This window comes from Pseudomonas guariconensis (genome assembly GCF_015680235.1).
Lineage (GTDB): Bacteria > Pseudomonadota > Gammaproteobacteria > Pseudomonadales > Pseudomonadaceae > Aquipseudomonas > Aquipseudomonas guariconensis_A.
In genome coordinates this window covers 118,474-141,441 of sequence record NZ_JADLJL010000008.1, presented here as the reverse complement: position 1 = coordinate 141,441, position 22,968 = coordinate 118,474, and the positions used below count along the sequence as shown (strand labels likewise).

The window sequence follows — 22,968 nt, the reverse complement described above, 5'->3', positions numbered from 1 at the left end:
GGGTGAGACCGAAAATCGGTCAAAAGGCTGCTCAAGATACACAGCGCCCGGCAACCAGACAAGCGTCCCAAAGTTGCAGGAAATCGCCATGCGGGGGCCTTTGGCGGCCTGGTTGCGCCCAGCGCAACCGGCTTGGCCAGCCCCGACCGAACGGCGCATGCCACCCGGCCAAGGCCCTCCCTCTACTGCCTCAGCCGGTGTTGCGAAGGCCTGCGGCGATACCCGCCACGGTCACCAGCAGGGCCTGCTCCAGCGGGCTGTCCAGAGCGGCTTCGCGGCTGCGCGAACGGGCCAGCAACTCGGCCTGCAGGCGGTGCAGCGGGTCCAGGTAGGTATTGCGCAGGCTGATGAACTCCAGGGTCTCGGGGCTGTGCGCCAGTAGCACCGATTGCCCGGTCAGCCCCAGCACCACCTGGCACGACTGCGACAATAGGTCGCGCAGTTGCGCACCCAACGGCAGCAGGTCCGGTTGCACCAGACGTTCGTCGTAGGCCTTGGCGATTTCCGCATCGGCCTTGGCCAGGACCATCTCCAACATGTCGATGCGAGTCCGGAAGAAAGGCCATTGTTCGCGCATCTGCGCCAGCAGTTCGCCCTGGCCCCGGGCCAGGGCATTGCCCAGGGCCGTTTCCCAGCCCAGCCAGGCCGGCAGCATCAGGCGGGTCTGGGTCCAGCCGAAGATCCACGGAATCGCACGCAGGCTCTCGATGCCGCCGGCACGCCGCTTGGCCGGGCGGCTGCCCAGAGGCAGGCGACCCAGCTCCTGCTCGGGGGTGGATTGGCGGAAGTATTCGACGAAATCGGGGTTCTCGCGCACCACGTCGCGGTACGCCTTGACGCCATCGGCAGCCAGCTGGTCCATCAATGCGCGCCAGGCCGGCTGGGGGGGCGGCGGCGGCAGCAGGGTCGCCTCGAGCACCGCGGCAAGGTACAGGTTGAGGTTCTGCTCGGCGATACCCGGCAGGCCGAACTTGAAGCGGATCATCTCGCCTTGCTCCGTGGTCCGGAAGCGCCCGCCCACCGAGCCAGGCGGCTGCGACAAGATCGCCGCGTGGGCCGGCCCGCCGCCTCGGCCGACCGTACCGCCACGGCCATGGAACAGCAGCAGCTCCACTTGATGGTCGCGACAGATACGCACGAGGTTTTCCTGGGCCCGATACTGGGCCCAGGCGGCTGCCGTGGTCCCGGCGTCCTTGGCAGAGTCGGAATAGCCGATCATCACTTCCTGCGGCCCGTGCAGCCCAGCACGATAGCCCGGCAGGCCGAGCAGACGCTCCATCACAGGCCCGGCGTTGTCCAGGTCGGCCAAGGTCTCGAACAGCGGCACCACGCGCATCGGCCGGGTCAGGCCGGCTTCCTTGAGCAACAGTTGTACCGCCAGCACGTCCGAGGCGGCCCCGGCCATGGAGATGACATACGAGCCCAGCGAAGCCGCCGGCGCCGCGGCGATCTCGCGGCAGGTGGCAAGGACTTCGGCGGTTTCCGCCCCAGGCTGGAAATGCGCAGGCAGCAAAGGCCGCCGGTTCTTCAGTTCGGCCTGAAGGAAGGCGATGCGCTGCTCTTCATCCCAGTCGGCGTAACGCCCCAGGCCCAGGTAGTCGGTGATCTCGGTCAGCGCATCGCGATGTCGGGCAGCATCCTGGCGCACGTCCAGGCGCACCAGGAACAGGCCGAAGGTCACCGCCCGGCGCAGGCAGTCGAGCAATGGGCCGTCGGCGATCACGCCCATGCCGCAGTCATGCAGCGACTGGTAGCACAACTCCAGGGGCTCGATCAGCTCGCGGTTGCTGGCCAGGACCTCGGCCCCGGGCGCCAGCGTGGCGGTCAGCGCGGCATGGGCCCAGGCGCGCGTGGCGCGCAGGCGATCGCGCAATTGCTTGAGCAGCGCACGGTAGGGTTCGGCGCTGTCGCCAACCTGCTCGCGCAGCGCCGCACTGGCCTGTTGCATGGACAGTTCGGCGGCCAGGTAGTCGATGTCGCGCAGGAACAGGTCGGCGGCCATCCAACGTGCCAGCAGCAGGACCTCACGGGTCACCGCCGCAGTCACGTTGGGGTTGCCGTCGCGGTCGCCGCCCATCCAAGAGGCGAAGCGGATCGGTGCCGCCTCCAGCGGCAGGCGCAGGCCAGTGGCCTCGAACAGGGCCGTGTCGACCTTGCGCAGGTGGTTGGGGATCGCCTGCCACAGGGAATGCTCGATCACCGCGAAGCCCCACTTGGCTTCGTCCACAGGTGTCGGCCGGGTGCGGCGGATCTCCTCGGTGTGCCAGGCCTCGGCGATCAACCGACGCAGGCGCTCGCGAACCTGCCGGCGTTCGGCGGGGGTCAGGTCACGGTGGTCCTGCGCCGCCAGTTGCCCGGCAATGGCGTCGTATTTCTGGATCAGGGTGCGGCGCGTCACCTCGGTGGGGTGGGCCGTGAGTACCAGCTGGATATCCAGCTTGGCCAACTGCCTGGCCAGGGCATCATCGCTGTGCCCGGCCTGCTTCAGGCGCGCCAGCAGTTCCGGTAGCACCCGCGCCTCGAAGGGCTCGGGCTGGCCGGCGTCGCGGCGGCGAATCAACTGGTACTGCTCAGCGATATTGGCCAGGTTGAGGAACTGGTTGAACGCCCGCGCCACCGGCAACAGGTCATCGTCGGCCAGGTCGCCCAGGGTCGAGCTCAGTTGCTCGGCGGCGCCACGGCGGTCGGCCTTGGCGCTGTGGCGAATATCCTCGATCTTTTGCAGGAACGCCTCGCCATGCTGCTGGCGTATGGTCTCGCCCAGCAACTCTCCCAACAGATGGACATCCTCACGCAAGCGTACATCGATATCGGTCATCGGCCCTCTCTCCGGCGCGGCTCGCCCGCGCACCCGTTCAGGAAGGGAACAGTACTGGCACAGCCGGCCCGGCATGGCAAGCCGCAACCTGGCAAAGCGACTAAAGTGAAAGAAGTCATCCGTGGCCAGAGGTCATCATGAAAATCCGCGAGCTTGCCCAACAGTGGGAACAGAACGCCAAGGGGCGCCTGAGCCCCACCGGCCATGTGCTGCACCTGGACCTGGAGTCCGAGGCGCGCCTGGCTGCTTTGATCGACATGTACCCCAAGCGCACCGCCGAAGAACTGCTCGGCGAGCTGGTCGGCGCAGCCCTCGAAGAGCTGGAGGCCAGCTTTCCCTATGTCCAGGGTCAACAGGTGATCGCCACCGACGAAGAAGGTGACCCGCTGTACGAAGATATCGGCCCTACCCCACGTTTCCTGGCCCTTTCCCGCCGCCACCTGCATACCCTCGGCAGCACCGGCGACGACACCTCCAAGTGAGCCCGGGCGAGCGCCACCAGGGCGCTCGCCATTGCCCAGGCACCTGCGCTACCGGCCAAAGCCGCTGACCGACCAGTCAGAAAAAATTGCGCCTCGAGGGCATTTTTTTCTGAACTATCTGAAAAACGCCTCAGTCACAGCCAATAGCCATCACGCTAAAACCCTGCACACATGCCGTTGTGCACTGTTCAGCCGAAGTGCGCGCATCTGCCAGGGAGAAGCGATGGACTGCTACGGACATTGTCGTTAACAGGAGTGAACCAATGGAGCTGACCACCATGAAGACCCGCACATCGCATGAATCATCCAAGACTGGGCGCGGGCTCAAGCTGGCCGCACTGGCCCTGGGCAGCAGCCTGGTCCTGGCCGGTTGCGCTGGCAACCCGCCCACCGAGCAGTACGCCGTTACCCAATCCGCGGTGAACTCCGCAGTCAGTGCCGGCGGCACCGAATTCGCCGCCGTGGAAATGAAGGCCGCCCAGGACAAGTTCAAGCAGGCCGAAATCGCCATGCATGACAAGAAATACGACGAAGCCAAGCGCTTGGCCGAACAGGCCGAGTGGGACGCGCGCGTGGCCGAGCGCAAGGCGCAGGCCGCCAAGGCGCAAAAGGCCGTGCAGGACGCTCGCCAGGGTGTCCAGGACCTGCGTGAGGAAGGCATGCGCAGCGCCGAATGAGCACAGCCCAGCCTTTTCTTGAGCCTTCGCCATTTTTCAAAGGATGAACACTATGCGCAATTACGTCATGATCCCCGCCCTGCTGGCCCTGAGCGTAGGCCTGGCCGCCTGCTCCCACGACCCGAACCCGAACCTTGAGTCGGCACGCACCAATTTCTCGGCCCTGCAGAGCGACCCGCAGGCCAGCAAGCTGGCGGCCCTCGAGACCAAGGACGCCCAGGACTGGCTGAACAAAGCCGACAAGGCGTTCATGGACCGCGAGGACGAGAAGAAGGTCGACCAGCTGGCCTACCTGACCAACCAGCGCGTCGAGGTGGCCAAGCAGACCATCGCCCTGCGCTCGGCCGAGAACGAACTGAAGAACGCCTCCGCCCAGCGCGCCCAGGCCCGCCTGGATGCCCGCGACGCACAGATCCGCAAGCTGCAGGAGAGCCTCAACGCCAAGCAGACCGACCGAGGCACCCTGGTGACCTTCGGCGACGTGCTGTTCGACTTCAACAAGTCCGAGCTCAAAAGCAGCGCCTTCCCCAACATCACCAAGCTCGCCCAGTTCCTTCAGGAAAACCCTGAGCGCAAGGTGATCGTCGAGGGTTATACCGACAGCGTCGGTTCGGCCACCTACAACCAGGCCTTGTCCGAACGCCGCGCCAACAGCGTGCGCATGGCCCTGGTGCGTGCCGGCGTAGACCCGACCCGTATCGTCGCCCAAGGCTATGGCAAGGAATACCCGGTGGCCGACAACAGCAGCAACTCCGGCCGCGCCCAGAACCGCCGCGTGGAGGTGACCATCTCCAATGACAACCAGCCGGTGCAGCCGCGTTCGGTGAGCCAGGTGCAATAACGCCTGGGTCTTGAAAGACAGGGGCTGCTTTGCAGCCCCATCGCGGGACGAGCCCGCTCCTACAGGGTGTGCACCACCCTTGTCGGAGCGGGCTTGTTCCGCTGTGGGCCCGTGCAACGCATCACTGCACCTGCTGCGGCGTCTCCTGCCCCAGGCAACGGATCGCGCGCTTGCGGTTGTCCACCAGCACGCCGGTCAGGCCTTTCTGCTGAGTATCGAACAGCACCAGCACACCATCGATGCACTGGGCCACCTGGGGCGCAGGGTCCAGGGAGACCTTGTAGTCTTCGCCGGGGAGGGTCTTGAGCATGGTGAAATCCTGCAGCAACAGGGCGTCCTCGGGCTTGGCGAAATGCACGTAGCCGTAGTACCAGAGGGTGCCGACCGTCACGATGATGCTGCCGACGGCGGTCAGGATCAGCGGGATGGCGTTGCGTTCTTCACTCATTGCTTGTTCTTCTCGTCTGGGTAGTTGGGCACTTCGGCCAAGCGCCGAAGGCCATTGAAGTGGCTGGGGTCATCAAGAAAGCGCAGCATCACCTGACGCCAGGTCGGGTCGGCGAAGGTCTGCACATGGCCACCCCGGGTCAGTTGCAGCACCCGCGGCGGCGGTGCGTGCTGGTACAGGCGGATACCGCTGTCCATCGGCACCAGGTTGTCGTCGATGCTGTGGAAGAACAGCTTCGGCGGGCTGTCCAGGCGCTCGATGGAGCGGATCGCGCTATCGCCGTCCGGTACCAGCCATGACAGCGGCACTTGCAACGGCCAAGTCAGCCAGGACGTGCTCAGGGCGAAACGCCCCACTTCCCGATAGCTGGCCGGTACCCCGTCGAAGACCAGGGCGCTGAAACGCTGGCGTTGCTCGGGATGGGCAGCCAGGTAGTGGATGGCCATGGCACCGCCCAGGCTCTGCCCCAGCAGCACCAGCGGCTTGCCCTGGGCTTGCGGGGCCTGGTCCAGCCAGGCCATGGCTGCGGCGATGTCCTGGTAGACCTCGGGCAGGCTGGGTTTGCCCCGGGACAGGCCATAGCCACGGTAGTCGATCAACAGTACCTGGTAGCCCTGCTCGGGCAGCCAGTAGCTACCGCCCAGGTGCCAAGCCAGGTTGCCGCCGTTGCCGTGCAGGTGCAGCACCGTGCCCTTGACCTTGACCCCAGGCTTGGCCGGCAGCCACCACCCGTGCAGACGCGTGCCGTCGGCCGCGGTGAGGGTCAGGTCGCGATACGCGAGCCTGGCCTTTTCCGGCGTGAACGCAAGGCCCGGCTCCGGGAAGAACAGCAAGCTGCTGCAGCCCCCGAGCCCCAGCAGAAGCAGGCCCAGGATCAGCAGGCGACAGGCGTCAGAGAATGTTCGCGTAGTCGGCTTCAATGCGATCCAGGCTCAGGTGGTTGAGGAAGTTGGAGAAGCACATCCAGGCCGACAGGGCGTTGAGGTCGCGGAACTGCTCCGGCAGGTACTTGGGTGGCTCCACCAGGCCCTCCTCGACCAGCTGGCGCAAGGTACGCATGTCTTCCAGAGTGGTCTTGCCGCAGAACAACAGCGGGATCTGCTCGAGCTTGCCTTTCTTCACGGCCAACTGAATATAGTTGTAAACCATGATGAAACCCTTGAGGTAGGACAAGTCCTTGGTGAATGGCAGGCCATTGGGCACCGAACCGCGGAATACCCGGCTGGCATTGCTGTAGCTCTGGGCCATCTCGAAGCCCTGGCCGCGGAAGAATTCATAGACCTGCAAAAAGTCCGCACCCTCCTCCACCATGTGGATCGCCCGCGTGCGGTTGGTGAGCTTGCGCAGACGGCTGGGGTAGGAGGCGAAGGCGATCACTTCCATGAGGATGGCCAGGCCTTCCTGAGTCACGGTCGACGAGGGCGGCCCCTTGGCCAGGAAAGTGCAGATCGGCTGGTTGAGCCCATTGAGCGTGGTGCCCACGTGCACCAGCCCCTCGTGAACCTCCAGGGCGCGTACGTCACGGCTGTTGAACATCGCGTCGGCGCGCACCTTGATGTAGTCGGCACCGGCGGCGGCGTCGGCGACGATACCATCGGACTCGAACACCCGGATGGTCTCCTCGGCTTCGCCGAACACCTTGTTCAGGCGGTGCTGGAGAATCGCCACGGCTTCCTTGGCAGTGAGGTTCTTCGGTTCGTCCTTCAGGTCCCCCCGGCCATCGATGTTGTTCAGGTAGTCAGAGAGCATCAGGCCCAGGTCGGCCAGGGTCGGGTCGCCGGCATGGAAGGCGTCGGAGGCCGCGCCATAGAGCTCTTGGGAAATCAGGCCGAAGTCCTCGGTACCACGGGCCTCGAGCATGCGCACCACCATGCGGTACTCCTTGCACATGCGCCGCATGATCTGGCCGACCGGGTTGAACTGGCCGAGCTGGCGGGTGATGTCGCGCTCGATGCTCTGGAACTCGGCCTTCACTGCGCTGGAGTCGAACGACAGGGGGCGGCCCTGATAGTAGGCGCGGTCGACCGCCGGAGGCTCCTTGCCCTTGGCCTTGAGGAAGCCCTGGCGGATGTTGTCATCCCACTTCACCGCGTCCAAGACCCGGATCGGGGTCTGCGCCGCGACGATGCGGTCGGACAGGGCGCGGATGGTTTGCTGGTACTCGTCCACCGGGGACTCCTTTCAGAACAGGATACCTGTAGCGGCCCTATCGCCGGCAAACCGGCTCCCACCGGTACACACGCAATGCCCAAGGGCGGTGATATACCTGTGGGAGCCGGCTTGCCGGCGAAGAGGCCACACAGTCATTTGCCGGAACGCTGGAAGCGTGCCACCTCGACGAACAAGTCGGAATTGGCTGGGTCGTCCAGGTAGGCCAGGACCCGCTCCGCCGGGCTGTCGATCAACACCCCCGGCCCGTTGTCCTCCAGCCCCTCGGTGCTGCGCCCGTTGAGCTCCTTGTTCTCCAGCGCCTGCTGGACCTGGTCGACATCGAGGTTATAGAGCACCAGTTCCTTGTCGTCGACGATATCGAAGCCACCGATCAGGAAGTTGCCGCCCAGGCGCTTGGGCACCCCCGCCGACAGGTACCAGCGGTTGCCATGGCGCGACACGGTAAAGACGTACTCCTCGGGCGCCTTGCCCTTGGCGGTGGCCACCGCCCGGTAGGCATCGCCGCCGACGCGGCTGATGGCGAGCTTGAGCGGCTCGCCCCAGGCGTCCTTGCTGCTCCATTTGCCAAGCAGCGCCTTGGGCGCGGCCTGGTTGCTGGGCAAGGGTTCATGGAAGGTCACCAGACAGCCACCGAGCATCAGGAATGACAGCGTCAACAACACCACACGCCAGGCTTTCATCAGGTTCTCCTTGAAAAAGTCGGTCGCCCCTGGGGTCGGTCCCAGCCTAGGCCGATGCCAGCACCAGGTGCAGGTACCGGGTAAGGATAGCGAGCATCTGCCCATCGGCTTGCGCATTCACATCCTTGAGCAGGCCCTGATATTCCATCTGCTCGATTATCGCCGTCAACATCTGGGCGTCTTGCTCGGGCTGGCGCGACCCGACCACCTGCAGCATCTGGCGTGCGCCATGCAGCAGAATCTGTTCGTGGGCGGTGACCAGTTCGGCCAGGCGCGGGCACAACAGCGCCTCCTGGCGGAAGGCCTGTTCGGCCATGATGAAATCGCGCCGGGTGTGCAGCTGGCGGCTGACATAGTCGGCCATCATGCGCGCCACGTCATCAGCCAGGCGCGCCCGGGACGCAGGGCTGCCATCGCCCTGGGCGAGCAACTGGCGCAGCAGCACTTCGGAACTGGCCCACAGCTTGGCCATGTAGGCGGCACTGCGCTCGACATACTGGGCGAAGGTGTCGGTGAGCAGGTCTTCGATGTCCTTGAAGTAGTAAGTGGTGGCCGACAAGGGCACACCTGCCTCGGCGGCCACCGCCCGGTGCCGCACACCCCTTACGCCATCGCGCACGACGATGCGCATGGCCGCGTCGAGGATCTGCTGGCGGCGCTGCTCGCTGCCCTGGCGGGCGGTCTTGCGCCCCTGGTATTGCACGCTTTCGGCGACGGCGCTGGCCACGCCTGCTGCGCCTTGTTGGGCCATTGCGGGAGTCACGATGAGTACCTCGTTGAGTCTCGGCGAGGGTAAATCCCTCTTTTGCAGTAAAGGTTCGTAATTTATGACCGACCAGTCACGAATAGATTGCAGGCAAGAAAAAACCGCCTCGAAGGCGGATGACATGCATGGCCATATCCGCGGACCGCTATGCGGTCCTTTCGCGGCACAAGGCCGCTCCTACAGGAGCTGCATATAGCCCGTAGGAGCGGCCTCGTGCCGCGAAAGGGCTGCACAGCAGCCCTGTAGACCGTTTGCTCAGGCCTGCGGACGCATGTGCGGGAACAGGATCACGTCGCGGATCGACGGCGAGTTGGTCAGCAGCATCACCAGGCGGTCGATACCGATACCTTCACCGGCAGTCGGCGGCATGCCGTACTCCAGGGCACGGACGAAGTCGGCGTCGTAATGCATGGCCTCGTCGTCACCTGCGTCCTTCTCGGCCACCTGGGCCAGGAAGCGCTCGGCCTGGTCTTCTGCATCGTTGAGCTCGGAGTAGGCGTTGGCGATCTCGCGGCCACCGATGAACAGCTCGAAGCGGTCGGTAACGGCCGGGTTCTGGTCGTTGCGACGGGCCAGCGGCGAGACTTCGAACGGGTACTCGGTGATGAAGTGCGGCTGCTCCAGCTTGTGCTCGACCAGCTCTTCGAAAATCATCACCTGCAGCTTGCCCAGGCCTTCGTGGCCCAACACCTTGGCGCCGGCTTTCTTGGCGATCTCGCGGGCACGGTCGACGTCCTGCAGGTCGGCGGCGGTGAGTTCGGGGTTGTACTTGAGGATCGAGTCGAACACCGACAGACGGGCGAACGGCTCGCCGAAGTGGAACACCTTGTCGCCGTACGGCACGTCGGTAGTGCCCAGTACCAGCTGCGCAAGCTCGCGGAACAGTTCCTCGGTGAGGTCCATGTTGTCGCGGTAGTCGGCGTAGGCCTGGTAGAACTCGAGCATGGTGAACTCGGGGTTGTGCCGGGTCGAGACGCCTTCGTTACGGAAGTTGCGGTTGATCTCGAAGACTTTTTCAAAGCCCCCCACAACCAGACGCTTGAGGTACAGCTCCGGCGCGATGCGCAGGAACATGGCCATGTCCAGGGCGTTGTGATGGGTTTCGAACGGCTTGGCCGCGGCGCCACCGGGAATGGTCTGCAGCATCGGCGTCTCGACTTCGAGGAAGTCGCGCTCGATGAGGAACTTGCGGATGTGCGAGATCACCTGGGAACGCACACGGAAAGTGTGGCGGGTTTCCTCGTTGACCATCAGGTCGACGTAGCGCTGGCGGTAGCGCTGCTCGGTGTCGGTCAGGCCGTGGTGTTTGTCCGGCAGCGGGCGCAGCGACTTGGTCAGCAGGCGCACGTCGGTCATCTCGACGTACAGGTCGCCCTTGCCGGAACGGGCCAGGGTGCCTTCGGCGCTGATGATGTCGCCCAGGTCCCAGGTCTTGACCGCGGCCAGGGTTTCTTCCGGCAGCGTCTTGCGGTTGACGTAGACCTGGATGCGCCCAGTCATGTCCTGGATGACCATGAACGAGCCACGGTTGAGCATGATGCGGCCGGCAACCTTGACCGGGATCGCGGCTGCTTCCAGCTCTTCCTTGGTCTTGTCCGCGTACTGTTTCTGCAGGTCGTTGCAGTAGCTGTCGCGACGGAAGTCGTTGGGGAAGGCGTTACCCTTGGCACGCTCGGCGGCAAGTTTTTCCTTGCGCAGGGCGATCAGGGCATTTTCTTCCTGTTGCAGGTCTTGCGATTCGGTCTTGAGGTCGCTCATGTCGTCATTGTTTCCATCAGGTGTTCGTTGCCCCTGTCGGGCAGGGCACGCGATACCGGCCCAGAGCCAGGTATCGCGGCGGTGGTATGCGGTTTACAGCCCCTGCTTGAGGCTCGCTTCCAGGTACTGGTCGAGGTCGCCGTCCAGGACCTTCTGGCAGTCGCTGCGCTCGACGCCGGTGCGCAGGTCCTTGATACGCGAGTCATCCAGCACGTAGGAGCGGATCTGGTGGCCCCAGCCGATGTCCGACTTGCTGTCTTCCAGCGCCTGCGAGGCGGCATTGCGCTTTTGCATCTCCAGCTCGTACAACTTGGCCCGCAGCATCTTCATGGCGGTGTCCTTGTTGGCGTGCTGGGAACGTTCGTTCTGACAGGCCACCACGGTGTTGGTCGGAACGTGGGTGATACGTACCGCCGAGTCGGTGGTGTTCACGTGCTGACCACCGGCACCGGAGGAGCGGTAGGTGTCGATGCGCAGGTCCGACGGGTTGATCTCGATCTCGACCTTGTCGTCGATCTCGGGGGAGACGAACACCGCCGAGAACGAGGTGTGGCGACGGGCGCCGGAGTCGAACGGGCTCTTGCGCACCAGGCGGTGCACGCCGATCTCGGTGCGTAGCCAGCCGAAGGCGTACTCGCCCTTGATGTGCACGGTGGCACCCTTGATGCCAGCGACCTCGCCTTCGGACAGCTCGATGATGGTGGCATCGAAACCACGCTTGTCGGCCCAGCGCAGGTACATGCGCAGCAGGATGTTGGCCCAATCCTGCGCCTCGGTACCACCGGAGCCGGCCTGGATGTCCAGGTAGGCGTTGTTCATGTCCATCTCGCCGCTGAACATGCGACGGAACTCAAGCTGGGCCAGGACTTCCTCCAGACCTTCCAGCTCGGTCACGACATCGCTGACGGCGCCTTCGTCGTTCTCCTCGACGGCCATGTCGAGCAGGTCCTTGCAGTCGGACAAACCGTTGGACATTTTGTCCAGGGTCTCGACGACCTGTGCCAGCATGGCACGCTCGCGACCCAGCCCCTGGGCGTACTCGGGCTTGTTCCAGACGGCAGGGTCTTCCAGTTCGCGGTTGACTTCGATCAGGCGATCAGCTTTGTGATCGTAGTCAAAGATACCCCCGAATGGACTGGGAACGTTCGGTGAGGTCCTTGATGGTGTTCAGGATTGGTTGGATTTCCATGGGCTGGCTACTCGCGCGAATTCGGTGAAAAGCCAGCGAGTATAACGCAGTCCGTGCCAGGGCGGCAGACCCGCCGGGCGGTGGAAACATGCGTCTTTGTAGGAGCGGGCTTGTCCCGCGATCAAGGGTGCAGCCCTTGTCAGGCGACGGTGATATCGGGCCCGGCCCAATCGCGGGACAAGCCCGCCACCCGGCCTGCGCTGTTTCCAGAGACACCGCCGTACCTGTGGGAGCTGGTTTGCCAGCGATAGGACCGGGGCAAGCAAATCAAGACAGTTGGCTCCCACAGGGTTCGTGTGCACGCTCAGGGTGGAAGCCGGCTTGCCGGCGATTCGGGCCGAAGCGCTTCCGGATCAGGCCACACCCACCTGGTTGCGCCCGTTGTTCTTGGCCAGGTACAGCCCCTTGTCGGCCGCCGAGATCAGCTGCCGGCTATGGCTGCCGATGCCGGGCGTGAGGGTCGCCAAGCCGATGCTCACGCTCAGGTGCGCATCAGGCTGGGGCGCGATGTGCGGAATGTTCAGCGCCAGCACCGTCTGGCGCAGCTTCTCGGCGATCAACCGCGCCCCGCCGGGCGAGGTATTGGGCAGCACCAGGGCGAACTCCTCGCCACCATAGCGCGCCGGCAGGTCGGTGGGGCGCGAGCAGGAACCACGGATGGCTTCGGCCACCTGACGCAGGGCCTCGTCGCCCGCCAGGTGGCCGAAGCTGTCGTTGTAGGCCTTGAAATAATCCACGTCGATCATCAACAGCGACAGTTGCTGCTGCTCACGCATGGCCCGACGCCATTCCAGCTCCAAGTACTCATCGAAGTGGCGGCGGTTGGACAACCCGGTCAAGCCGTCGGAGTTCATCAGCCGCTGTAGCATCAGGTTGGTATCGAGCAACTGCTGCTGGCTGACTCGCAGGGCGCGGTAGGCTTCGTCGCGCTGCAGCAGGGTCAGGTAGGAGCGCGAGTGATAGCGAATCCGCGCCACCAGCTCGATGTTGTCCGGCAGCTTGACCAAGTAGTCGTTGGCGCCGGCAGCGAAGGCGGCACTCTTGACCAGCGGGTCTTCCTTGGTCGACAAGACGATGATCGGGATGTCCTGGGTGACCGGGTTATTGCGGTATTCGCGCACCAGGGTCAGGCCGTCCAGCCCCGGCATGATCAGGTCCTGGAGGATGACCGTGGGCTTGATGCGCATGGCCTGGGCCACCGCCTGGTGCGGGTCGGCGCAGAAATGGAAGTCGATGTTCTCCTCGTGGGCCAGCCCACGGCGCACCGCTTCGCCGATCATCGCCTGGTCGTCGACCAGCAGGACCATCGCCGCACTTTCGTTGATGGTCGTGAAACCTTCGATCGGTAGATCATTCATGCCTGTTCACCTGGTCACGGCCGGCCAGGCGGCGTGACTCAATACATAACTTCATTTTGGATAGATCTCCATCAACCGCCCGGCGATACGCTCCAGCGGCCGGATCTCCACAGCTGCGTCGATCGCCGCGGCGGCCTTGGGCATACCATAGACGGCGGAACTCTGCTAGTCCTGGGCGATGGTCAGGAACCCTCGCTGGCGCATCTGCTTGAGGCCCTGGGCGCCGTCGCGGCCCATGCCGGTGAGCAGCACGCCGACGGCATCGCCGGTCCAATAGCGCGCCACGCTCTCGAAGAACACGTTGATCGAGGGGCGGTAGATCTCGTTGACCGGCTCGGCGGTATACGCCAGCTGGCCGCCTTGCATCAGGCGAATATGGTGGTTGGTGCCCGCCAGCAGGACCTGCCCCGGCTGCGGCGGCTCGCCTTCGCAGGCCAGGCGTACCGGCAGGCCGGACACCCCGCTGAGCCATTCGGCCATGCCGGCGGCGAATACCTGGTCGACATGCTGGACCAGCACGATGGACGCCGGGAACTCGCGTGGCAGCCCCTTGAGCAGTACTTCCAGGGCCGCCGGCCCGCCTGCCGAGGAACCGATGGCCACCAGGCCACGACGCTGGGACGCTTCAGGCAGCGGCGCCGACACAGCCCGGGTCGTCGCGGGCCGTTGCTGGCCGATCAGCCAGCCGATATTGAGGATCTTGCGTAACAGCGGCGCGGCCGCTTCCCGGGCATCCCCGGCCCCCAGCGACGGCGTGTCGACCACATCCAGGGCACCATGGCCCATGGCTTCGAACACCCGGTGCACGTTCTGCTTGCGGTCGACCGTGACGATGACGATAGCGCACGGGGTCTCGGCCATGATCCTGCGAGTGGCCTCGACGCCGTCCATCACCGGCATGATCAGGTCCATGAGGATCAGGTCCGGGGTTTGTTCGGCGCACAGCCTCACCGCCTCGGCGCCATTGGCCGCCACCCAGAGCACCTGGTGCTCGGGCTCCAAGGCCAGGGCGCGGCGCAGGGCCTCCACGGCCATGGGCATGTCGTTGACGATGGCGATCTTCATCCCTGGGCCCCTCCGATCAGCTCCACCACCGCGTCCAGCAGCGCGTCGTCGTGGAAGCTGGCCTTAGCCAAATAGTAGTCGGCACCGGCGTCCAGTCCACGTCGCCGGTCTTCTTCACGATCCTTGTAGGACACCACCATTACCGGTAGCGATTGCAGCCGTTGGTCTCGACGTACCAAGGTGACCAGTTCGATGCCGTCCATGCGCGGCATGTCGATATCGGTGATCAGCAGGTCGAAATCATCGCTGCGCAAGGCGTTCCAGCCGTCCATGCCGTCCACCGCCACGGCCACATCGTAGCCACGGTTGCCCAGCAGCTTGCGCTGCAGCTCGCGCACGGTGAGCGAGTCGTCCACCACCAGGATGCGCTTGCGCACCAGGCCGCGCCCGCCCCGGGCACCACGCTCGATACGCTCCAGGCGCCCGGTGCTGAGCAGCTTCTCGACCGAGCGCAGCAGGTCTTCGACGTCGATGATCAGCACCACCGAGCCATCGTCGAGCAAGGCACCGGCGGAAATGTCCTGGACCTTGCCCAGGCGCGCATCCAGCGGCATCACCACCAGTACCCGCTCGCCGACCAGGCGCTCCACCGCCACGCCGTAGAGCTGGTCGCGCTCGCGGATCACCACGACCCGCAAGCTGCGTTCGTCGTCCTGCCCTGCCGGGCGGTTGAGCAACTGGCTCGCGGCCACCAGGCCGATGTGACGGCCCTCGTGCCAGAAGTGCTGGCGCCCTTCGATCTGCACGATCTGTTCGGCGGACACCTCCAGGGTGCGTTCGATGTGCGCCAGCGGGAAAGCGTAGGCTTCGCCGCCCACCTCCACCACCAGGCTGCGCACCACCGACAAAGTCAGCGGCACTTCCAGATGGAAGGTGCACCCCTGGCCGGACACCTGGGTCAGCTCGATCGAGCCGCGCAGTTCGCGCACCATGTGCTGCACCGCATCCAGGCCAACGCCTCGCCCGGACACCTCGGTGACCTGCTCACGCAGGCTGAAGCCCGGTAGGAACAGGAAAGTCAGCAGCTCCGCCTCGCTCATCTGCGCCACGGTCTCGGCCGGCGACAGCGCACGCTCGACGATGCTGCGGCGCAGGCGTTCAAGGTCGATGCCGGCGCCGTCGTCGCTCAGTTCGAGAATCAGCAGCCCAGCCTGGTGGGACGCACGCAGGCGCAACGTGCCATCGACCGACTTGCCCGCCAGCAGGCGCCGCTCGGGCAGCTCGATGCCATGGTCGACAGCATTGCGCAGCAGATGGGTCAAGGGGGCTTCGAGCTTCTCCAGCACGTCGCGGTCGACCTGGGTCTTTTCGCCCTCGACCTGCAATTGCACCTGCTTGCCCAGGGAGCGCCCCAGGTCGCGGACCATGCGGCTCTGCCCGGCCAGGACATCGGCGAAGGGACGCATGCGGCAGGCCAGCGCCGTGTCGTAGAGGTTTTGTGCACGCTGGCTGGCCTGCCAGCCGAACTCGTCGATTTCAGCAGCCTGCTGTTGCAGGATCTGCTGGGTTTCGCCCAACAGGCGTTGGGTCTGGGCCAGGGCTTCGAGCACCTCCTGGCTCTGACCGCTGCCTTCGAGCTGCTGCTTGAGCCCATCGAGGGCGCGCATGCCCTGGCCGTGCATGCGCTTGAGGCGCTGCAGGCTGGCCAGGTAAGGCTTCAGGCGCTGGGTTTCCACCAGCGACTTGCTCGACAGGTCCAGCAGGCTGTTGAGGCGGTCGGCCGTCACCCTGAGCACCCGCTCAGCCCCTTCCCCGCCGCGCTTGGCGGCTTTGCGCGACGGGCCGGGCTCGGCCTGCGGCTCGCTCACGACCACTGCCGCGTCCGGTTCCACGGTCGCAGACGACGCCGGATTGGCAGGCACGCTCGATTCGGCGGCAACCGGTGCGTTGGGGTCGAGCAGGCTGGCCAGCTGCGCCAGGAAGGCCGGCACCGCCGCTTCGCTGCCCTCATCGCCCGGCGTGGCGATACGCATCAGCAGGTCGGTACCCTGCAGCAGGGCATCGATATGCTCGGCACGCAGCAGCAAGCGCCCCTCCTGGGCGGCCACCAGGCAGTCCTCCATGACATGGGCCACGTTGACCCCGGCATCGATGCCGACGATGCGAGCGGCGCCCTTGAGAGAGTGGGCCGCGCGCATGCAGGCTTCCAGCTGGTCGGCCTGGGTCGGGTTGCGTTCCAGCGCCATCAGGCCGGCACTGAGCACCTGGGTCTGGGCCTCGGCTTCCAGGCTGAACAGCTCGAGCAGCGATGCGTCGCGCATTTGTTCAGGGGTCATGACAGGCTCCGCTTCACGGCAGACAGTACGTGTCGTTCATCCAGCACCCGCACGCTGCGGCCACGCCATTGCAGTACCGCCGCGGTGAAATGCGCGGCGTCCTGGCCATCGACCAGGCGCGCTGGGTCCAGCCGGTGGATACCATCGATCTCGTCCACCGCGATGACCACCGGGCCACCTTCGGCCGCAAGAATCAGCATGCGTGGCATGACCCGGCCATTGCGATCCTGGGCCGGCAGTAGTTCCATGCCCAGCAGGTCGGCCAGCGACAGGCACGGCACCAACGCACCGCGCACGTTGGCTACGCCTTGCAACACCCGTGAACGCTGGTGCGGCAATGAATGCACGGCCTGCAGCGGCGCGATTTCCGCAAGGCACGCGCAGGCCAGGGCCAGCCACTCCTCGCCCAGGCGGAACAGCAGCATGGAGCGCCCGGCGCTGTCTTCCTCCGGCGGCAGCACCACGTCCTGCTCGTCCTGCAGCAGGGCATAGCGGTCCAGCAGACGGGTGGCCGCCGCGGCATAGACCTGGCAGTTACGGCAATGGACATGACGTTCGAGCAACGGGCACTGCTTGTCGCCGTGCACACCGATGCGGTTCCAACAGTCGTCGATGAGCTCGTCATCCCGAGCGATCAGGTGCATCCCTTGTACGTCACTCATCGTTCAGACTCCCGCCCCGCACGCGCAGCCCGCGCCTGCAGCCGACGGGCCCCTGCCTCGTCGCCCAGGGAAGCGAGCAAGGCTGCCAGGTGCACCAGCGCCTCAGGGTGCTGCGGCTCCAGGTACAGCGCCTTGCGATAATGGCTGAGTGCGGCCTGGATATCGCCTTCGGTGTCGCTGAGCAGGCCCAGCCAATAATAGACCTGGGCCTTGGGCGGGAACTGTTGCAGATACTGCTGGCAGCTGGCCCGAGCCTGTTCGCTGTCGCCGGCATTGGCCTGGCGCGCGATGCGCTCGAGCAACTGCCGCTCGCCTTCGCCTTGGGCCGGTGCGTGGGAAACCGCAGGCAGCGGACGAGGCATACGGGCGGGCCGAACCACCGGACGCGGCGCCAAGGGCGGCATCGTCACTGGGCGAACGGCAGGTACCGGGCGGCTGGCCGGGGGCGGTGGGTCTTGCTGACGAACGTAGGCGAACGACTGGGCGATGCCCAGCGGGCGCATGCCCAGGCGCGCCAGCAGGCTGCCCTCGGCCGGGCCGATGAACAGCACGCCCTGGGCATGTGTCAGGTGCTTGAGCACTTCGAAGACCCGCCGCTGGGTCGGCACGTCGAAATAGATCAGCAGGTTGCGACAGAACACGAAGTCGTAGAGCCCTTCGCGGCTCTTGAGCAGGGGGTCGAGCACATTGCCCACCTGCAGGTTGACCTGGTCGCGCACCCGCTCGGCCAGTTGATGGCCTTCGTCGGTTTCACTGAAGTGCCGGTCACGGAAGGCCAGGTCGATGCCACGGAAGGAGTTGCGCCCATATACCGCCTGCTCGCCGCGGGCGATGGAACTGGGGCTGATGTCGATGCCATCGATGCGGAACATCGCCGGGTCCATGCCGCCATCGAGCAGCGCCATGGCGATCGAATAAGGCTCCTCGCCCGTCGAACAGGGCAGGCTGAGAATGCGCAGCGGGCGGGCGCCAGCCAGCTCGGCCAGGCGCTTATGGGCCAGGCCCACCAGGGCAGTGAACGACTCCGGGTAGCGGAAGAACCAGGTTTCCGGGACGATCACCGCCTCGATCAGCGCCTGTTGCTCGTCTGCCGACTGTTGCAGGCGCAGCCAGTAGTCGTCCAGGTCGCTTGCCTGGCAAGCGGCGCAACGCTGCTGCAACGCCCGCTCGACCATGGGCGCACCGACCGAGTCCACGTCCAGGCCGATACGCTCCTGCAGGAAGCGGAAGAAATGCTGCTGGCTCATGCCGTCACCTGCCCGGGTAGCTCAGGAAACAGCAACCGGCGCACATCGTCCGGCAGCAGGTCGCCCACCTCGATACGCTGCATCAGCCCGCTGGCGTCCTGGCGTACCGGCCCCAGGTACGGCGCATCGGTATTGTCCACGCCATAGGGCTGGAATTCGTCGGGGCGGCAACGCAGGGTATCGGTGGCTTGCTCGAGGACCAGGCCCAATTGCTGGTCGCCAAGATAGTGCACCAGCACCAACCGGGTGCTGGTACGCATGGGGGCCGGGGTACCGAAGCTCAGCGCCGACAGGTCCAGTACTGGCACCAGCGCACCGCGGTGGGCCAGGATACCCGCCACCCACGCAGGGGCTTGAGCGATGGGCTTGAGCGTACGGCGCGGCAATACCTCGATCACCTCGCGCACATCCAGCGCAAAACGCTGGTCACCAATGCGAAATTGCAGGTACAACGTACCCTTGCTATCCCCTGCCTGCTCCTCCTGGAGCTGCACGTCGTTCATCGCGGTCAGACTTTGAAGCGCGACACGCCGCCGCGCAGTCCGGCAGCCACCTGGCTCAGTTCATCGATGGCGAAGCTGGCCTGGCGCAACGACTCCACGGTCTGGGTGCTGGCATCGCTGAGCTGGGCCAAGGCCTGGTTGATCTGCTCGGCACCGGTGGCCTGGGCCTGCATGCCCTCGTTGACCATCAGCACCCGCGGCGCCAAGGCCTGTACCTGGTGGATGATCTGGCTCAACTGCTCGCCCACCTGCTGGACTTCGAACATGCCCCGCCGCACTTCCTCGGAGAACTTGTCCATGCCCATGACCCCGGCCGACACGGCGGACTGAATCTCGCGCACCATCTGCTCGATGTCGTAGGTAGCCACGGCCGTCTGGTCGGCCAGGCGGCGTACCTCGGTGGCGACCACGGCGAAACCACGGCCGTACTCGCCGGCCTTCTCCGCCTCGATGGCGGCATTGAGCGACAACAGGTTGGTCTGGTCGGCCACCTTGACGATGGTCACCACCATCTGGTTGATGTTGCTGGCCTTCTCATTGAGGATCGCCAGCTTGGCGTTGACCAGGTCGGCAGCGCCCATCACCTGGTGCATGGTTTCTTCCATGCGCGCCAGGCCCTGCTGGCCGGAGCCGGCGAGCACAGAGGCCTGGTCGGCGGCGGAGGTGACCTCGGTCATGGTTCGCACCAGGTCACGGGAGGTGGCGGCGATCTCACGCGAGGTGGCGCCAATTTCCGTGGTGGTGGCGGCGGTCTCGGTGGCGGTGGCCTGCTGTTGCTTGGACGTGGCGGCGATCTCGGTAACCGAGGTGGTCACCTGCACCGAGGAGCGCTGGGCCTGGGCCACCAGATTGGCCAAGGCCTCGGCCATTTCGTTGAAGCCGGTCTCGATGCTGCCGAACTCGTCCTTGCGATCCAGGCTCAGGCGCATGCTCAGGTCGCCCGAGCGCAGTTTGTCCAGTGCATGCACGACGCGCTGCACGGGCGCTGTGATCGCGCGCAGCAGCAACAGGCCGCAGATGCCGGCGGCGACGATCGCCAGCAGCAACGAAACGACCATGCTGCCCTTGGCGGTCGCCACCGCAGTGACGATATCGTTGGTCGCCGACTCGGCCGATTCCCGGTTGCGCTCGATCACCCCGTTCAGGTGCAGGCGACCGTTGACCCAGGCTGGCGTCAGTACATCGTTGACCAGGCGCTCGGCCTCGTCATAGTTCTTCTGCCGATAGGCTTCAAGGACTTGGTCGAGGATCTTGATGTAGTCCTCTTCCAGGCGCCTGAAGGTATCGAGGGCGGTCTGGTCGTCCGGGTCGTTGATCGTATTCTGGTAGCTGGCCATGTATTGCTTGAGGTGCTCTTCGAACGACTTGAACTGCGCCAGGTCAGCCGCTGTCAGCTCGCGACGGCTGGACAGCCCCACCAGTTGCTGGCTGGTCACGTAGCTGTCGACCCAGGCACTGCGCAGCATCGAGCTGTAGTAGAAACCTGGAATGCTGTCGGACCCCACCGACTCCTCGCTTGCCTCGATCGCCACCAGCCGTGAGTAGGCGGCCACGATCATCAGCAGCATGATGGCGATGATCACGGCGAAACTTGCCAGGATCCGTTGGCGCAAGGTCCAGTTCTTCACATTCAGCCCTCAGGAATTCGATACGAGCGGGGAAAATCGCCAGAGTATAGCGTAGGCGACCAGCGCAATCGCAGCTCAATCAAAGGGTGAAGGGGGCATCCCTGCCCATGCCGGTCATTGCCCCGCGGCGAGCCTGACCTGTGCTTCCAGCTCCTGGCGCAAGGTCGCGTCCAGACGCAGCTGGCGCGCCAGTTCATCCAGGTAGGCGCGCTCCATGAAGTTCTCCTGGTCGACCATCATCACGCTGGCCAGGTACATCTCGGCGGCCATTTCCGGTGTCTGCGCGGCACTGGCGACTTCGGCCGGGTCCAGCGGCTTGTTCAGTTCGGCATGCAGCCAGTGCTGCAGCTCGCGGTCGTTGTCGAGCCTGACGAACTCGCCTTCGATCAATGCCCGCTCACGTTCGTCGATATGGCCATCGGACTTGGCGGCCGCCACCAGGGCGCGCAGCACGGCCTGGCTGTGCTGCTCGGCCTGGGCTGCAGGCAGGCGGTCGAGGGTCTGCGGCTCCTGCGGCTGGGCCGTGCCCTGGCGCGCCTGCCAGTTGCCGTACGCCTTGTAGGCCAGCACGCCGAGGGCGGCCAGGCCGCCATAGGTCAGGGCCTTGCCACCGTACTTGCGGGCCTTCTTGTTGCCCAGCAGCAAGCCCATGGCACCTGCCGCCAGCGCGCCGCCGCCGGCTCCGGAGAGCAGGCTGCCCAGACCGCCCTTGCCCGCCTGGCCGCCGAGCAGGTCGCCAAGGCCGGAAGCCTTGCCTGCGCCGCCCTTGCCTGGCGAATCCTGCAGCAACTGTTGGCCGGACTTGAGCAGTTGGTCGAGCAAGCCACGGGTATTCATCTGGCATTACCTCTTCGCTGGAAAGGAAAGTCCCAGAGTAGGCCCGCACACTGAATTCACGCTTAATGCATTTGCTTCCGGATGTTGCGCGGCTACTCGATAAAAACGAACTAGACTCGACTGCGGCCCGCGCCAACCGCACTACGCTTATCCCATCGCTTCACTGCTTTCTTGACGACTGCCCCGACTAGAACGTTAAAAAGAGGGAACACCATGCCAGTGCACAAGACCGCATTGTCCAGCGCCGTGACCTGCGCCCTGCTGGCCAGCGCCCACCTGCAGGCCGCCGGCCTGCCCCAGAGTCTCGGCGACGGCGAAGGGCGCCTGGATATCGTGGCCTGGCCCGGCTACATCGAACGCGGCGAGAGCGACAAGGCCTATGATTGGGTCACCGGGTTCGAGAAGGCCACCGGCTGCAAGGTGAGCGTGAAGACCGCCGCGACCTCCGACGAGATGGTCAGCCTGATGACCAAGGGTGGCTACGACCTGGTGACCGCCTCGGGCGATGCCTCGCTGCGCCTGATCGCTGGCAAGCGGGTGCAACCGATCAATACCGCGCTGATCCCCAACTGGAAGAACATCGACCCGCGCCTGCGCGACGGCGGCTGGTACGTGGTCGACAAGCAGGTCTACGGCACGCCGTACCAATGGGGCCCGAACGTGCTGCTGTACAACACCACGGTATTCAAGCAACCACCGAGCAGCTGGAGCGTGGTCTTCGAGCCCCAGGACCTGCCGGACGGCAAGCCCAACAAGGGGCGAGTGCAAGCCTACGACGGGCCGATCTACATCGCCGATGCTGCGCTGTACCTGAAGTCGGCCAAACCGGAACTGGGCATCCAGGACCCTTATGAACTGAACGAGGCCCAGTACAAGGCCGTGCTCGACCTGCTACGCCAGCAACAGCCGCTGGTCCATCGCTACTGGCATGACGCCACGGTACAGATGAGCGACGTGAAGAACGAAGGCGTCGTCGCCTCGAGCTCCTGGGGCTACATGGTCAACAGCCTCAAGGCCGACAACCAGCCGGTGGCCTCCACCATACCGAAGGAGGGTGCCACCGGCTGGGCGGACACCACCATGTTGCACAGCCAGGCCAAGCATCCGAACTGCGCGTACAAGTGGATGGACTGGTCCCTGCAGCCGAAGGTGCAAGGTGACGTGGCAGCCTGGTTCGGTTCGCTGCCGGCAGTTCCTGCTGCGTGCACCGGCAGCGAACTGCTCGGTGCCGAGGGTTGCAAGACCAACGGTTTCGACAACTTCGACAAAATCGCCTTCTGGAAGACCCCACAGGCCTCGGGCGGCAAGTTCGTACCTTATAGCCGCTGGACCCAGGACTACATCGCGATCATGGGAGGGCGTTGAGAGCGATTGACGCATTTCCCAATCTGAGGATCGCGGTAATCCTGTAGGAGCGGGCTCGTCCCGCGATTGGGCTGGCACTGCCATCGCCGCTGCTGGCAAGGGCTTCGCCCTTGTTCGCGGGGCAAGCCCGCTCCCACAGGGACAGCGGTATTTCAGGATTGCGGTAATCCTGTAGGAGCGGGCTCGTCCCGCGATG

General features: G+C 65.1%; 19 protein-coding genes and 1 pseudogene. 4 read left to right on the top strand and 16 right to left on the bottom strand.

Annotation, left to right across the window (positions count from 1 at the left end):
- Positions 1–190 precede the first annotated feature (190 nt).
- Complete coding sequence (ppc, locus tag IRZ56_RS08735) at positions 191–2,818, bottom strand: phosphoenolpyruvate carboxylase (protein WP_196144591.1); 2,628 nt, start codon at positions 2,816–2,818, stop codon at positions 191–193.
- A gap of 137 nt (positions 2,819–2,955) precedes the next feature.
- Between ppc and IRZ56_RS08730 the strand changes: the two genes are divergently transcribed.
- The 3 genes from IRZ56_RS08730 (at position 2,956) to IRZ56_RS08720 (ending at position 4,818) form a co-directional block, all read left to right on the top strand.
- The gene (locus IRZ56_RS08730; RefSeq protein WP_196144590.1) at positions 2,956–3,300 is read left to right on the top strand and encodes a pilin assembly protein; all 345 of its coding nucleotides are present in this window, start codon (positions 2,956–2,958) and stop codon (positions 3,298–3,300) included.
- A 263-nt stretch (positions 3,301–3,563) separates the two neighbouring features.
- Positions 3,564–3,977: a DUF4398 domain-containing protein gene (locus IRZ56_RS08725; RefSeq protein ID WP_196144589.1), complete on the top strand. Its 414-nt coding sequence runs from the start codon at positions 3,564–3,566 to the stop codon at positions 3,975–3,977.
- A 52-nt stretch (positions 3,978–4,029) separates the two neighbouring features.
- On the top strand, positions 4,030–4,818 hold the full coding sequence (locus tag IRZ56_RS08720) for an OmpA family protein (RefSeq protein ID WP_196144588.1): 789 nt from the start codon (positions 4,030–4,032) through the stop codon (positions 4,816–4,818).
- Between the two features lie 121 nt (positions 4,819–4,939).
- Here the strand turns inward: IRZ56_RS08720 and IRZ56_RS08715 are convergent, their stop codons facing one another.
- The 15 genes and pseudogenes from IRZ56_RS08715 to IRZ56_RS08645 form a co-directional block, all read right to left on the bottom strand.
- Entirely contained in the window at positions 4,940–5,266 is a 327-nt protein-coding gene (locus tag IRZ56_RS08715; protein WP_196144587.1) for a hypothetical protein, read from the bottom strand.
- On the bottom strand, positions 5,263–6,186 hold the full coding sequence (locus IRZ56_RS08710) for an alpha/beta hydrolase (protein ID WP_196144586.1): 924 nt from the start codon (positions 6,184–6,186) through the stop codon (positions 5,263–5,265). The genes IRZ56_RS08715 and IRZ56_RS08710 overlap by 4 nt, the downstream gene beginning before the upstream one ends.
- A complete protein-coding gene (locus IRZ56_RS08705; RefSeq protein WP_196144585.1) occupies positions 6,158–7,435 on the bottom strand; it encodes a flavohemoglobin expression-modulating QEGLA motif protein in 1,278 nt (425 codons plus the stop codon). The genes IRZ56_RS08710 and IRZ56_RS08705 overlap by 29 nt, the downstream gene beginning before the upstream one ends.
- A 134-nt stretch (positions 7,436–7,569) precedes the next feature.
- Positions 7,570–8,118 carry a hypothetical protein gene (locus IRZ56_RS08700; RefSeq protein ID WP_196144584.1) on the bottom strand — a complete coding sequence of 183 codons (549 nt, stop codon included), beginning with the start codon at positions 8,116–8,118 and terminating at the stop codon, positions 7,570–7,572.
- Between the two features lie 46 nt (positions 8,119–8,164).
- On the bottom strand, positions 8,165–8,869 hold the full coding sequence (locus IRZ56_RS08695) for a TetR/AcrR family transcriptional regulator (RefSeq protein WP_196144604.1): 705 nt from the start codon (positions 8,867–8,869) through the stop codon (positions 8,165–8,167).
- 270 nt (positions 8,870–9,139) lie between these two features.
- The gene (lysS, locus tag IRZ56_RS08690; RefSeq protein WP_196144583.1) at positions 9,140–10,642 is read right to left on the bottom strand and encodes a lysine--tRNA ligase; all 1,503 of its coding nucleotides are present in this window, start codon (positions 10,640–10,642) and stop codon (positions 9,140–9,142) included.
- A gap of 93 nt (positions 10,643–10,735) precedes the next feature.
- Positions 10,736–11,831, bottom strand: a protein-coding gene (prfB, locus tag IRZ56_RS08685) for a peptide chain release factor 2 (RefSeq protein WP_196144582.1) whose coding sequence is annotated in 2 segments (ribosomal slippage) — positions 10,736–11,758 and positions 11,760–11,831 — 1,095 coding nt in all. Because the reading frame shifts where the segments join, the coding sequence is not laid out codon by codon here.
- Positions 11,832–12,184: 353 nt separating this feature from the next.
- Complete coding sequence (locus IRZ56_RS08680; protein ID WP_196144581.1) at positions 12,185–13,189, bottom strand: response regulator; 1,005 nt, start codon at positions 13,187–13,189, stop codon at positions 12,185–12,187.
- 51 nt (positions 13,190–13,240) lie between these two features.
- Positions 13,241–14,254, bottom strand: a pseudogene (locus IRZ56_RS08675) (chemotaxis response regulator protein-glutamate methylesterase).
- Positions 14,251–16,530, bottom strand: a complete 2,280-nt coding sequence (locus tag IRZ56_RS08670) for a hybrid sensor histidine kinase/response regulator (RefSeq protein WP_196144580.1) — start codon at positions 16,528–16,530, stop codon at positions 14,251–14,253. The pseudogene IRZ56_RS08675 and the gene IRZ56_RS08670 overlap by 4 nt, the downstream one beginning before the upstream one ends.
- A complete protein-coding gene (locus IRZ56_RS08665) occupies positions 16,527–17,192 on the bottom strand; it encodes a chemotaxis protein CheW (protein WP_419183255.1) in 666 nt (221 codons plus the stop codon). The genes IRZ56_RS08670 and IRZ56_RS08665 overlap by 4 nt, the downstream gene beginning before the upstream one ends.
- Positions 17,189–18,439, bottom strand: a complete 1,251-nt coding sequence (locus IRZ56_RS08660; protein WP_196144579.1) for a CheR family methyltransferase — start codon at positions 18,437–18,439, stop codon at positions 17,189–17,191. The genes IRZ56_RS08665 and IRZ56_RS08660 overlap by 4 nt, the downstream gene beginning before the upstream one ends.
- Entirely contained in the window at positions 18,436–18,942 is a 507-nt protein-coding gene (locus IRZ56_RS08655; RefSeq protein WP_196144578.1) for a chemotaxis protein CheW, read from the bottom strand. The genes IRZ56_RS08660 and IRZ56_RS08655 overlap by 4 nt, the downstream gene beginning before the upstream one ends.
- Before the next feature lie 5 nt (positions 18,943–18,947).
- The gene (locus IRZ56_RS08650) at positions 18,948–20,570 is read right to left on the bottom strand and encodes a methyl-accepting chemotaxis protein (protein ID WP_196144577.1); all 1,623 of its coding nucleotides are present in this window, start codon (positions 20,568–20,570) and stop codon (positions 18,948–18,950) included.
- Positions 20,571–20,684: 114 nt separating this feature from the next.
- Positions 20,685–21,407 carry a tellurite resistance TerB family protein gene (locus IRZ56_RS08645; RefSeq protein ID WP_196144576.1) on the bottom strand — a complete coding sequence of 241 codons (723 nt, stop codon included), beginning with the start codon at positions 21,405–21,407 and terminating at the stop codon, positions 20,685–20,687.
- A gap of 213 nt (positions 21,408–21,620) precedes the next feature.
- Between IRZ56_RS08645 and ydcS the strand changes: the two genes are divergently transcribed.
- Entirely contained in the window at positions 21,621–22,772 is a 1,152-nt protein-coding gene (gene ydcS, locus IRZ56_RS08640; RefSeq protein ID WP_196144575.1) for a putative ABC transporter substrate-binding protein YdcS, read from the top strand.
- Positions 22,773–22,968: the final 196 nt, after the last annotated feature.